This window comes from Ruminococcus gauvreauii (assembly GCF_025151995.1).
GTDB lineage: Bacteria > Bacillota > Clostridia > Lachnospirales > Lachnospiraceae > Ruminococcus_G > Ruminococcus_G gauvreauii.
The window spans coordinates 684969-697473 of record NZ_CP102290.1 but is presented as its reverse complement, the minus strand read 5'-3'; the positions used below and the strand labels follow the sequence as shown (position 1 = coordinate 697473).

Below are 12505 nucleotides of genomic sequence, written 5' to 3'. Positions count from 1 at the left end.
GCCCTGATGTGTTTTGACAGGAACCCAGGGTGTCAAAGGGGGAGAATATGGAAAAAAATACTGTTCAGATTGGGCCGGTGTCGAAGGATCTGTTATATATCAAGGTGGCGGATGCAATCTTTGATTATGCAAAAGCGAATGAGCTGCAGGCGGGAGACAAGCTGCCTTCAGAGCGTGAGCTGGCGAAAATGTTTCAGACAGGGAGAAATTCCGTTCGGGAGGCCATGCGTGTGCTGGAAAACCGTGGAATGATTGAAGTGAAGACAGGGCTTGGAACATTTTTAAAAGAGCCGCCGGAAGAAAACTCTTCTGTTCAGCTGAAATTGATGAAGAAAAACCTCTTTGAGCTTCAGGAATTAAAAGTAACGTTAGAACATATGGCTGTCAGAAAGGCAATTCAGCTGGAGAACCGAAAAGGAAAACAGGAGTTGCTGAGGCTTGCGCAGGAAATGATGGCATTATATGAACAAGACAGGTATGATGATGACCTGGACCATGAGTTTCATATGAAGTTAATGGAACTGGCGGAGAACCAGACAGTGGCACAGATCGTTAATTCGCTTCGGATCGGTATATTTCAGGACTATTGGAATGAACTTGAATATGATCCGTATCACTGGGTCAGGACAGTGCCTGATCATTTAACATTGGCAAATGCTATCATGGACAGGGATGAGGAAAAAGCGATTACGGCGATTGATGCCATAGACGGAGCATCCACGGCTGTGATGAAACAGGCAGGAATGCGCAGAAGATCGGAATTTGAAAAAAAATAATTTGGAGAGGGGCTATGCCCCTCTCCTGTTTTCTGATATAATCAGTCCGGCTAAAGTCAGCGCGGCTCCGACACCGGCGATCACGGTCAGTCTTTCGTGCAGTACGATGACGGCAGTTACGATCGTGATCACGGGAACGAGGTATATGTAAATACTCGTTTTCACAGCACCGAGGCAGCGGACCGCATAGTTCCAGGTGACAAAGCACACGGCGGAGGCACCGAGACCGAGATAGATCAGATTCAGTATACACACAGGATCCTTAAAAGACGAAAGAGACGGCTTGAACCCAAACAGGCAAAGCGCCGGTACCATAAACAGAAGGCCGTAAAAAAAGATTCGTCTCGTTGCCTGAATGGTGTTATAGCCGTAGCCGCTGATCTTCTTTGACAGAAGCGAATATACCGCCCATATGATGGCGGCACACAGCGCGAGCAGGTCACCTTTGGGATTGAGCTGAAAAGCGCCTGATTCATTGATGTTAATCAGCACGATACCGGTAACGGCAACTGCAAATCCCAGAAAGAAGCGCTTCTTTGGACGCTCTCCGTCTGAAAACAGGTGCGTCAGAATTGCCACGAAGAACGGAGATACCGAAACGATGATTCCGACGTTGGAGGCCAGTGTATATGTCAGGGCAATGTTTTCCAACAGGTAATACAGGCAGACACCGCACAGTCCCGCGCATGCAAATGTGATCTCCTGGCGCGGGTCTTTCAGACGCAGACGTCGCGGATGGACGATACACAGAGCGGCAGTGCCGAGAAGAAATCGGCAGAACAGAATTTCAACGGGTGTGAAATCTTTCAGCAGAACTTTCGTCGATATAAATGTCGTCCCCCAGATCAGAATGGTGATGAATGCACACAGATGGCCTGCAGCTGTCTTATTTTGTCTCATGGGATACCTCCGCTGTGAAGATTCTCTGGTATTGTTTCGGGGTCAGGCCGATAAAATTCCGGAAAAAGTTGGTGAAGTGACTTTGGTCTGAAAAACCGGTTTTTGCAGCGGTATCGATCACCGGAGTACCGGTTTCCAGAAGTTTTTTTGCCTGATTTATGCGTACGGTCTGCAGATAGCGGTAAGGCGAGATACCCATCTGCCGGGTGAATGACCGCAGCAGATACGATTTGCTTAAGCCTGCAAATGCAGAGAGGTCATCCAGACTGATTTCCTGCTCATAGGAGTCCTCCATAAACCTGCAGATTTGTATGATCCAGGAATCAGGCGTGGAGACATCGGCATTCTCAAAGGTTTCAGAGTGCTCTTTGATGATCTGTTCCAGCAGAAAGAAAAAAGCCTCTTCTTTTTCAAAAGATGTCTGATGTTCCGTCACTGCAGTATAGAGACTGTTGACCGACTGTGCTGCGTCACTCTGTCTGACAACTGTACTGGTGAAATGTGGTGTATATGGGGCTCCGGTAATATCACGCGCGGCTTTAATCATGACATCTGCGGGTATGTTAATGGCCCTGTAGTCGAGATCTTCTCCGTTTACGGGTTCGCAGAAATGCTTATCCAGCGGGTTAAACAGCACCAGGTCACCTTTTTCAAGAGCATACTCCTGCTGATTGCATTTCAGGTGCCGGCTGCCCCGTTCTACGTAGCCGATCACGTAACATTCGTGAAAGTGATTGGGGAATTTCTGAACGATTCCTTTTAACTGATATGCTTCAATCTGAAGCGTATGGTCATAACAGATCTGACGTTTTTCATGCGGCTGCTTCATAATCATTTACTCCTCTTTGTTTTGTCTATCTTAATATAACCGGGGACAGATTTCTTGCAAGATATGATCTTTATCCCGCAGGACAAAGATTCCCAGCTGGTAATAACTGTAACTCAAAAAAGAGATTCCATGCAGCAGATGGAAACCTCTTTTTTACTCAGGTGCTGATGACACGTGTGCAGAATTTGGACAGGTTTTCTTCGCTGCTGGAGATGAGCAGGATGGAAATGTCAAGTTCCTGCAGATACTCGAGCAGCCTTCCAAAATGATATTCTGACAGATTGTCGTAGACCGTGTACGGGTCGCTGAATATGAAAACCCTGGGGTGAAGACATAACCATTTGGCGATCTCCACCATGAACTGGTCATGGACATTCATACCCTTCAGGTTGCGTCTGGAACCGTATTCCCTGACGAGATAATCGGCATGGATGGACTCAAGTGCAGCAAAAACCATATGGTTGCGTATGCGCTTATTTAAGAACCCCCCGACATTGTACATCGGTTTATTCAGCAGTAATGACACGTTGTCATAAAGATTCATCTGCGGAAAAACCCGTTGATGCCCGATCGAAGAGGATATAAATGCGATCTGGTTTTTGGTATGAAAATTTGGATGATAATTTGCGTCATCCAGTACAAGAGTCCCTGTTTTAGGCAATTTTCCGTCAGACAATGAATTCATAAAAGACGATAAAATATGGTCGCTGTCGCAGATTCCCAGAATTTCTCCCTGATACAGCGAAAAGTTAAAGCGTTTCGCGGGGTACTCAGCACTCGAAACATCGATGCACTGCAATACTTTTTTTCTGTTATCTGCATGGAGCGTCAGGCGTTTCAGCTGGGTATTCATAAAATCACCGTCTGCGATCACCGGAGGAATGGTGGTCAATTTGGAAAGCTGTGTGACGACGCCGTTTTTTATAACGGCAAAACGGTCAAAATTTTGAAACACTGGATTCCATTTGTTGGAAAACCACAGCAGTGATACGCCTTTCTCCTTCAGGATGCTTACGATGCGCTGAAGCTTTTTTGTCTCTTTCGGCTGGTAGAAAATAAATGAGGGCGTATTGAGCACGATGACTTTGGCACCGCTGGTATAAGCGTGCAGGATAGAGAGGATATAAATATCAGGAAACGGCAGGGTATCGACAACTGCCGCAGGCTTGATATACCCCAGTGAAAAACGGTCCAACAGGTCTTCCGCAGCTGCGTGAATGGCATGGGGTTCCAGAAACTTTAATTTATTGTAGAAAGAAGAAGAAGTCATATATAGATTATGTGCGACACTCATGGAACCCACCAGCTGTTTTTCGTCGACGACATAGATTCCCGCATTGCGTGCCTGTTCCAGACTGTAAAGTGTTTTCGGGGTATCATTGATATAGAGATATCCCTGATCCGACGAAATGTCGCCCTGCAGAAAATCGAGAAGAAAGTTTTTGGTCTCGATATCTTCAGTCAGAATGCACAGTGCTTCCTGAGCATAGAGCGTAAATGAAATATCATTGATCATCTGGTTGTCGACGGCCCGGCCAATGTGGGTCAGACGCAAAACTTCATGCTGCATGGCAATCATTACTCCTGATTTTGATAATAAGGAAGAGATATCTGAAATTCAGATCCTTTTCCAAGTGTACTGTAGGCGACGACGCCGAATGAATCACCGTACAAAAGCTTGATCCTTGAATTGACATTGGTAAGCGCAATACCGCTTCCGGTTTTTTTATCTTTGACGGTGTGCAGCGAATCCGTTTCATTTCCGGCAAGTTTTTGATTCAGCGTTCGAAGCTGTTCCGGTGTCATACCGCTGCCGTTATCGGAAATGCTGATGATCAGCCGGGACTGTGTATTGTGTATGCTCAGTGTGATCACAAAATCTTTAGAGAGTCCCTTGATCCCGTGTTTGATCGCGTTTTCGATAAAAGGCTGAATGATCAGTTTCGGAATACGATAATTCATAATCTGCAGATCCGGTGCAATATTCTGCATAAAAACGATATGCTGATTAATACGGTATTCCTGTATTTTTATATAATCATGCAGGGTACTCAGCTCCTGCCGCAGGGTTACCAGTTCATTTTTCTGACTGATCATGTAGCGGAACAGCCGGGAAAGCACTTCAACCATATCGGAAGTCAATGGCGCGTCCTCCATCACGGCATACCCGCGGATGGTATCCAGCGTATTATACAGAAAATGAGGGTTGATCTGGCTTTGCATGGCATCCAGCTCTGCCTGTTTTTGAAGCAGTCGGTTCGAATATTCTTTTTCCAGCGAAGAATCGATCAGATCCAGAATAATGTTGAGTGAGGATACATAATTTGTCATTTTATCTGCATCAATCAGCGAATACTTTTTTTTGATGTTTTCTATTTTCAGTGCCGCTGTTATGACGGTATGATAATAACGGATCCAGTAAGTGACGGTAAATACAGCAAAGACCAGCAGACCGGTCAGCAGCCACAGTATGATCATCGTATGCTGCCCCCGGGATCTGGCGGGCGCCTTCGCCAGCAGAAACGCGGAGACCAGAAAAAAGACCCATAAGAAGATCGTGAGTCCGATATTTTTTAAAAAATCTGTATAATACTGTGTGTTGCAGAACATCTGTATGTTTTGTTTACATTTGATTAATTGCTCACGCATCGCTTTCTACCTCAGTTTGCGTAAATTTTGCGGTATTCTTTCGGTGTGACGCCGACCTGTTCTTTGAATAATTTACTGAAATAGCGCTTGTCCTGATAACCGACCTCATTGGCAATTTCTGCAATATTGTATCGCACGTCATGCAGCAGTTCCTTTGCTTTCTCAATTCGGACAGATGTCAGATAGGAGCTGAAGGGTTCACCCACCTCTTTTTTAAACAGGACACCGAAGTAAGTGGGGGCCAGATAGATCTGTTCCGCCACATCTTCCAGTTTGATGTTTTCGCTGAAATGTTCCTGGATGTAAGCCTTAGCTGTTTGAATCTGCCTGTTTTCCTGAGAGTTTGTCTCATCATCAAGGGGAAGCAGTTCCCGGATGAAAGATACCGTAAAAAGGATCAGCTCTTTTAAGGTGAAATACTGTTCAACCTCATCACAGTACTGCAGATAGGTGTCTGCAAGATTGACAGAGATTATCTTATGCTGATGAAAATCTGACAGAATACCGGATAAAGCATCGCAAAAAGCATCCAGCAGTAAGTGCGGACAGGAGCGGCAATTTAAAGCCACATCTTTAAAAAGTGTTTTCAGCAGGGTTTCAAGTTTTTTTGTATCACGGATCTCAATGCAGGATCGGATCGAGCCTGAATCTGAACTGGACAATATAAAGTCAGGTTTCACATTATTCAGCAGAAGTTCCTTTGCATATAGAACATGCTGTGGTCCCTGGATGATTCGTGCATTTAAAACCTTCTGTGCGGTGTCCAGAGAATAGGGAAGATTCTGGATCCTGGGAGCTGTAACCCCGCAGCTGATCGTGAGCTGCAGCCCTTCATATGCGGACAGATAAGAAGCCAGGTCCTCTCTGATTGCAGCAATGGAACCGAGAATCCGGCTTTCCTGGTCAGGATCATAATTCAGCAGAAAAATAAACTGATTGTTTTTATTATAGACTTCCATATCAATGCACAGGTCCTTCATCTCTGTCTGGAAATTACGCATCAGCTGTTCGATAATTACGTTCTGAGTGGCAAGATTAAGTTCCAAAATTCCGTCGATTAAAGTGATACCCATTAGAAAAGGGGTATCAGACAGGAAAGAAAAGCCATATTCTTCATTGATCTGAAGCTCATTTAATTCTACCGGGTGTTCTTTATCATACAGGATATCCATGATAAAAGAACGCCGCAGCTTCTGGGTCTGAAGATGTGTATCGATGCCCAGTTTCTGAATCTGAAAATCGACCTGCAGCGCAGATGCGATCTTCAGGATTGTCTTTTCCAGTACGTCGTTTAATTCTGTTTGGTTGATAGGTTTTAATAAATAATCCTCAACGCCCATTTTGATGGCGGAAAGTGCATAATTAAAGTAGGTAAGACCGCTGATGATGATAAAATGTACCGGCAGTTTTTCATCCTTGGATTTTTCAATCAGTTCCAATCCGTTCATAACAGGCATGGAAATATCGGTAATGACAATATCCGGTTTCTCGGACAAAATCATCTCGTAAGCAATCTGACCATTTAGAGCAAATCCAATAAATTCCAGGTTCAAACGTTCAAAGTCAATGAGATTCTTAATCAGGTTTGCAATAGCGATCTCGTCTTCTGCAATCATGACACGAATGGGGTTCATATGCGTTTTCCTCTTTCGGTACTCGGTAGTCTCCGTCAAAGTGTATGGAAACACGTGAAAAATCGGTGTGTTTCTATACAGGTGTGACAAATCTATGATTTGGTGTGACAAATAAAAGGTAATGTGCGAAAAGTATTTCGTCATTTTTCAGTATATGATATTGTTCACTTGTAAGCAAGAAGTAATTTAAATTATTGGTGAAAGGGAGGAGACAATGAAGAGATTGTATACAGGGAGGTGTAACCGTGAATGAAAGAAATGAATACATCCTGGAATTAAAAAGTGTTTCGAAAGAATTTCCGGGTGTAAAAGCTCTGGATCGGGTTAACTTAAAATTAAAGCCTGGAAGTGTGCATGCTCTGTGCGGTGAGAATGGTGCAGGTAAGTCTACACTGATGAAAATCATTAACGGTATATATAAGATGGATGAAGGTGAAATCTGGTATAAAGGTGAACGAATTGTTCCCAAAAACCCGAAGGAAATGCTGGAAATGGGAATTGCAACCATCCATCAGGAGCTCAGCCCGCTTCCCAATATGACGATTGCTGAAAACATCTTTCTGGGACGTGAACCGCTTGATTCATTGAAAATGGTGGACTGGAAAAGATTGTGGTCGGATACGCAGAAACTGCTCGATGAATTTGGATTTCACTATGATCCGAAAGGCTACATGAGAGACCTGACAGTTTCAGATATTGCACTGATTGAAATTGTCAAGGCAATTTCACGTGACGCATCCGTTGTCATCATGGATGAGCCGACTTCTTCCATCACGGATTCCGAAGTACATATTCTGTTTGAAAATATCGAACGTCTGAGAAAAAGCGGTGTTGGCATTATCTATATCTCCCACAAACTGGATGAGATTTTTGAGATCTGTGATGAGGTAACGATTTTCCGGGATGGTCAGTGGGTACACAGCTGTGAGATCGGTGACATCGATAAAAACGGAATCATCAAGCAGATGGTCGGACGTGAGATTACAGAACAGTTCCCCAAAATTCCGGCGCCGGTCGGCGAGACGGTACTGGAGCTGAAAAATCTCAATGGAGGACGTTTCAAAAACGTCAATCTCAAAGTCCGTGCCGGTGAGATCGTCGGTTTTGCAGGACTGGTCGGTGCCGGACGAAGTGAATTGTTCCGTGCTGTATTTGGACTTGATCCGATAGAATCCGGAGAAGTATTGCTGGATGGCAAGAAGGTTAATTTCAAGAATTCGCAGCAGGCGATCGATGCCGGTGTGCTGATGGCAAGTGAGGACAGAAAGAGGGAGGGCGTCGTACTTTGCCGTTCAATCCGTGAGAATATCACGCTTGCCAGTCTCAAGGATATCGAAAAATCAGGATTCCTCAGCATGAAGAAAGAGAAGCAGAATGTCGATGAAATGGTCAGGACGTTATCTATTAAACTGGCGACACCGGAAGCACCCGTTTCTTCTCTGTCAGGAGGAAATCAGCAGAAAGTGGTTCTGGCAAAATGGCTTCTAAGGGCGCCGAAAGTACTGATCCTGGATGAGCCGACCAGAGGTATCGACGTAGGAGCAAAATATGAAATCTACAAACTGATGTGTGAACTGGCAAAAAAGGGCGTGGCGATCATCATGATCTCGTCTGAAATGCCGGAGATTCTCGGCATGAGTGACCGGATAGCAGTGATGTCTCAGGGATATCTGACAGGCGAACTGCCAGTGGCAGAGGCAACGCAGGAAAAAATAATGGAGAGTGCGATGAAAGGATTCGAGCAATGACAAATACAAAAACGAATAAAAAATGGAGTGTGGCTGAGATTTACAGCCGGTTTGGTATCTTTATCATATTAGTAATAGCAGTGATTGTAGCATCGTTCTTGAGTGATGCATTCTTTACAACACGGAACCTGAGCAATATCATCCGCCAGAATGCGGTTATCATGATCATTGCGTTTGGTTCACAGATGGTACTCATCACAGGCGGATGTGATCTGTCACCTGGGTCTGTCTGTGCACTGTCGGGTGTTATTTCCACAATGGTCATGGTATCTACAGGAAATCCTGTGATCTCGCTTGTGGTTGGTATTTTAATCGGTGCGTTCTGCGGATTTATCAATGGTCTGGTCATTACATCCTGCGGGATCCCGGATTTTATCATGACGCTGGCTTCACAGTTCATCTGCCGCGGCGCTGTTCTTGCAATTACACAGGCACAGCCGATTTCCGGATTTGATGAAAGTTATACCGTGTTCGGGCAGGGATATGTTGGCCCGATACCGGTCCCGACTATTATTTTGATCTTAGTACTCATTTTCTACTGGGTTCTGATGAACCGCCGCCGCTTCGGGCGTTACGTATACGCAGTGGGCGGAAACACGGATGCGGCGAGAGCTTCCGGTATCAATACGAAGAAAGTTAAAACTCAGGCTTATCTGTTCGCGGGAGCCGCAGCAGGACTTGCAGGCGTCATCCTGATGAGCCGTATGAACTCCGGCCAGCCAAACGGCGGTGAGCAGTATGAGTTTGATGCGATTACAGCGGCAATCATCGGTGGTACTTCCATGAACGGCGGTACCGGTAAGGTATACGGTGTCGTAGTCGGCGCCCTGTTTGTCGGAGTGCTGCTCAATATTATGACACAGATGGACGTCTCTGCATACTGGCAGAAGATTGTAAAAGGCCTTATCATCGCGCTGGCAGTTATCATTGATGTGCAGGTGCGCAAAACCAGGAAGGCATAATGATTCAGGGATTCTATTTAAAAAAGCAAACAATAAAGGAGAGAAAAAGATGAAAAAAAGAATGGTGAAACGGTTATTGGCAATGCTGACTGTGTCGGTACTCTGCGTCGGGATGCTCGCAGGATGCGGCGGTAAGAAAGAGGAGAGCACCGGCGGCGGTGACAGCGGCAGCGAAGCGTCCGCTGAAGAAGGCGGATCAGATGATGCCGAAAAGAGCGGGGACTACGTATACCGTGTGGGATTTGCAAACATTGACAATGCGGACAACTGCTGTTATCCGGCGATGCAGAAATTCGTAGAGTATGTGGAGAGCGATGAATTTGCCAAATCAGTAGGCGCGGACAAAGTAGAGGCCCTCACGGCTGACTCCGCGAAAGATATCGAAAAACAGACGACAAACGTTGAGACATTGCTCAGCAAAGGCGTGGATATGATGTTTATCATCGGTGTTGATACACAGGGAAATACAACAGCAGTCAAAGCCTGCAATGAAGAAGGCGTGCCGGTATTCATGGTCGGCACCGAGGCATCCGGCGGCGAATGGAAATTCATTGGGTTCGATGAGAAGGCTCTTGGGCTGGGACAGGGTAAATGGTGTGCAGAAAACCTGCCGGAGAACGCAAACATCTGCTATCTGCAGGGTACTCCGGGACGTGAAGCCACACTTCTGCGTGAAGAAGGGTTTATGGAAGGAATCTCTTCCCGCGACGACCTGACGGTTCTTTCTTCCCAGACAGGTGAGTTTGAAACAGCCACAGCAATGCAGGTTACAGAAGACTGGATCCAGACATATGGTGACAAGATTGACTGTATCGTCGGTGCTGACGGCAAGATGATCGTCGGTGCTGTGGAAGCCCTGAAGGCAGCCGGTATGTCTGATGATGTTACAACGGTAGGCGTTGTGAGCGTAGAAGATGACGGTTATCTGGTAAAGAACGGCGAGCAGAAATATGCAATCTTTGTGAGCTGGCCAAGCATCGGAACCCTGTGCGGCGAGATCGCAGAGAAGGTTTATAAGGGCGAAGAGATCGAAGAACGTACGAATATCGAAATGTCTGATATGACTCAGGACAATTACGAAGAATTGATCGCAACAACAAGATAACAAAAGATTTTAAACAGGCACTTCCTATTCAGGAAGTGCCTGTCGTCGTTAATTCTCAGTATTTCGGTAATCGATCATTTCCAGCAGAATGTTTCTGCAGGTATCAAAATCCCTGTTTTCGATAGCACGGCAGAGACTCCAGTGATCTTTAATGGTAGGGATATCATCCGTGAAGGACAGATGAATCAGACGGCGGTGGCCAAGGGTCAGAGTGTATTCACGGATTGCTTCCTTTGCTGTCGAATATGCATAGATCAGCAGTTCATTGTGAGACATTTTACACAACTGGCTGTGAAGCTCGATGTCGCTGTCATTTAACGCTGTCAGGAGCAGTTTCCGGCGCGGGGATTTATGGGGAGTTGAGACGTAAGTGATGACCTTTTCTTCAAAATCCTGACAGCAGAACCGCAGTGCTTCGATTTCATCGTGGGTTGCCCTTTTGACAGCCAGCCGTGCGCACTCAACTTCGATCATGGATCGAAACTCGGCAACATCGTCGAGTAGCTCCGGAGTCATATAGAACTCGGAGATTGTCTGCAGGTGCTTTTCTAAATCAAAACAACAGACATAGGTTCCGTCTCCGACTTTTGTCTGAAGAACGCCGAGCGTGTTTAATTTCTGCAGTGCCATTCTGACGGTAAAACGGTTGACGCCAAAGGCATCGGCCATTTCACTTTCTGATGGGATTCTCTGCCCTTTCTGCCAGATTCCCTGAGAGATCAGGGATTTCATTTCCTCACATACCAGATCAGGAGCGGATGGTTTTTTGATTTTCAAATTCCTGCTTAACTCTGCCATATCAGATTACTCCTTAGCGTTTTTATGATACTGGGTGCAAAGGCATTTTGCCCCGTAATACCCATGAATTGCTCCGGGTATCTTAATTATAAACTGACTTTATGGAAAACGCAAGGTTAGTGATTGGTTTATTTGATGATATGTGTTATAATTCACTTGTTGAACAAGTGATGCAGAAATGACAGGGGGAACGGTAATGCTGAACGTCAGAACCATCGACCGGTTACTGGTCATTGAAAAATACGGAAGTATCGCAAAGGCTGCAGATGAACTGCATGTATCCAGATCAGCATTGGTGCAGCAGATTAAACAGATTGAAGCAGATGTGGGATTTGAGATTTTTTCCAGGGATCACAAGGGTGTGTATGTGACGGAAGAGGGAAAATATTTTCTGGAAGAGAATCAGATACTTCTGAGAAAATATGAACAGGTATTAAAGCAATGCCGGAACAGTCAGGACAGTGAAAAAGAAAGGGTTGTGATCGGATCCATACCGAACCTGAAGCCGATTCTGCTGTCAGATATCTGCCGGGAGTTTAAACAGACACATCCGAACGTGAAGATTGAATTTCGGGATTTTGCCCCGGAGGAATATTTTAAAGAGTTTCAGAAGGGCAGCTTTGATATCTGTGCGGAATATATGATGAATTATTATTATCCGGATACTACGGATGTTCAGTTTACCGCTCTGCTGGAAACACGGTTTTCCTGTGCAGTTCTACCGGATCATCGGCTGGCGGACAGAAAGATCATTCGTTTTGAAGATCTCAGGGGAGAAAGGCTGCTGATCTATCATCGGGGCATCGCCAGGTGCGAGGACCATCTGAGAGACTATATACTCTGCAATGAACCAGAGATTCAGCTGGCGGATATCGTCAGCTATGACAGCATGCTCCATCTGAAATGTGATATTGAGAAATCCGTGCTGCTGACCTATGCCAGATATGAAGACAGTTTCTCTGAATTTCAGATTATTCCGACGGACTGGGAAATTCCCATTATACTGGGGATTGGCTGTCATCGGATCTGCCGTCCTGTGATACAGGAATTTGTGAAGACAGCCGAACGGATCTGCCGGTAAACAATGTCAGCGTATGTTCTGTG

General features: G+C 45.5%; 11 protein-coding genes. 5 read left to right on the top strand and 6 right to left on the bottom strand.

Features of this window, described 5'->3' with window-relative positions:
- Positions 1-47: 47 nt before the first annotated feature.
- Positions 48-776, top strand: a complete 729-nt coding sequence (locus tag NQ502_RS03375; protein ID WP_028529488.1) for a FadR/GntR family transcriptional regulator — start codon at positions 48-50, stop codon at positions 774-776.
- 12 nt (positions 777-788) lie between these two features.
- Here NQ502_RS03375 and NQ502_RS03370 read toward each other — a convergent pair whose 3' ends face one another.
- The 5 genes from NQ502_RS03370 to NQ502_RS03350 form a co-directional block, all read right to left on the bottom strand.
- Positions 789-1676: a DMT family transporter gene (locus NQ502_RS03370; RefSeq protein WP_028529489.1), complete on the bottom strand. Its 888-nt coding sequence runs from the start codon at positions 1674-1676 to the stop codon at positions 789-791.
- Positions 1663-2505 (bottom strand): AraC family transcriptional regulator, encoded by an 843-nt coding sequence (locus NQ502_RS03365; RefSeq protein ID WP_028529490.1) that lies wholly within the window; start codon positions 2503-2505, stop codon positions 1663-1665. Before NQ502_RS03365 ends, NQ502_RS03370 begins: the two co-directional genes overlap by 14 nt.
- A gap of 157 nt (positions 2506-2662) precedes the next feature.
- Positions 2663-4075, bottom strand: a complete 1413-nt coding sequence (locus NQ502_RS03360; RefSeq protein WP_148511955.1) for a sugar ABC transporter ATP-binding protein — start codon at positions 4073-4075, stop codon at positions 2663-2665.
- Positions 4076-4083: 8 nt separating this feature from the next.
- Positions 4084-5154: a sensor histidine kinase gene (locus NQ502_RS03355; protein WP_049898318.1), complete on the bottom strand. Its 1071-nt coding sequence runs from the start codon at positions 5152-5154 to the stop codon at positions 4084-4086.
- 11 nt (positions 5155-5165) lie between these two features.
- On the bottom strand, positions 5166-6788 hold the full coding sequence (locus NQ502_RS03350; protein WP_028529492.1) for a helix-turn-helix domain-containing protein: 1623 nt from the start codon (positions 6786-6788) through the stop codon (positions 5166-5168).
- Between the two features lie 245 nt (positions 6789-7033).
- Between NQ502_RS03350 and NQ502_RS03345 the strand changes: the two genes are divergently transcribed.
- From NQ502_RS03345 to NQ502_RS03335, 3 genes are read left to right on the top strand one after another with little or no spacing between them, the layout of a single operon-like run.
- Complete coding sequence (locus tag NQ502_RS03345) at positions 7034-8536, top strand: sugar ABC transporter ATP-binding protein (RefSeq protein WP_049898320.1); 1503 nt, start codon at positions 7034-7036, stop codon at positions 8534-8536.
- Positions 8533-9498 (top strand): ABC transporter permease, encoded by a 966-nt coding sequence (locus NQ502_RS03340; protein WP_044983448.1) that lies wholly within the window; start codon positions 8533-8535, stop codon positions 9496-9498. The genes NQ502_RS03345 and NQ502_RS03340 overlap by 4 nt, the downstream gene beginning before the upstream one ends.
- Before the next feature lie 49 nt (positions 9499-9547).
- Positions 9548-10603, top strand: a complete 1056-nt coding sequence (locus tag NQ502_RS03335; protein ID WP_028529494.1) for a sugar ABC transporter substrate-binding protein — start codon at positions 9548-9550, stop codon at positions 10601-10603.
- Between the two features lie 48 nt (positions 10604-10651).
- Here NQ502_RS03335 and NQ502_RS03330 read toward each other — a convergent pair whose 3' ends face one another.
- Positions 10652-11401, bottom strand: coding sequence for a FadR/GntR family transcriptional regulator (locus tag NQ502_RS03330; protein ID WP_028529495.1), 750 nt, complete (start codon positions 11399-11401; stop codon positions 10652-10654).
- A 196-nt stretch (positions 11402-11597) separates the two neighbouring features.
- Between NQ502_RS03330 and NQ502_RS03325 the strand changes: the two genes are divergently transcribed.
- Entirely contained in the window at positions 11598-12482 is an 885-nt protein-coding gene (locus tag NQ502_RS03325; RefSeq protein ID WP_028529496.1) for a LysR family transcriptional regulator, read from the top strand.
- Positions 12483-12505: the final 23 nt, after the last annotated feature.

Excerpts from the sequence above, each read along its gene's own strand:
- NQ502_RS03375 (WP_028529488.1), top strand. The coding sequence starts at position 48 with ATGGAAAAAAATACTGTTCAGATTGGGCCGGTGTCGAAGGATCTGTTA.
- NQ502_RS03370 (WP_028529489.1), bottom strand. The coding sequence starts at position 1,676 with ATGAGACAAAATAAGACAGCTGCAGGCCATCTGTGTGCATTCATCACC.
- NQ502_RS03365 (WP_028529490.1), bottom strand. The coding sequence starts at position 2,505 with ATGAAGCAGCCGCATGAAAAACGTCAGATCTGTTATGACCATACGCTT.
- NQ502_RS03360 (WP_148511955.1), bottom strand. The coding sequence starts at position 4,075 with ATGCAGCATGAAGTTTTGCGTCTGACCCACATTGGCCGGGCCGTCGAC.
- NQ502_RS03355 (WP_049898318.1), bottom strand. The coding sequence starts at position 5,154 with ATGCGTGAGCAATTAATCAAATGTAAACAAAACATACAGATGTTCTGC.
- NQ502_RS03350 (WP_028529492.1), bottom strand. The coding sequence starts at position 6,788 with ATGAACCCCATTCGTGTCATGATTGCAGAAGACGAGATCGCTATTGCA.
- NQ502_RS03340 (WP_044983448.1), top strand. The coding sequence starts at position 8,533 with ATGACAAATACAAAAACGAATAAAAAATGGAGTGTGGCTGAGATTTAC.
- NQ502_RS03335 (WP_028529494.1), top strand. The coding sequence starts at position 9,548 with ATGAAAAAAAGAATGGTGAAACGGTTATTGGCAATGCTGACTGTGTCG.
- NQ502_RS03330 (WP_028529495.1), bottom strand. The coding sequence starts at position 11,401 with ATGGCAGAGTTAAGCAGGAATTTGAAAATCAAAAAACCATCCGCTCCT.
- NQ502_RS03325 (WP_028529496.1), top strand. The coding sequence starts at position 11,598 with ATGCTGAACGTCAGAACCATCGACCGGTTACTGGTCATTGAAAAATAC.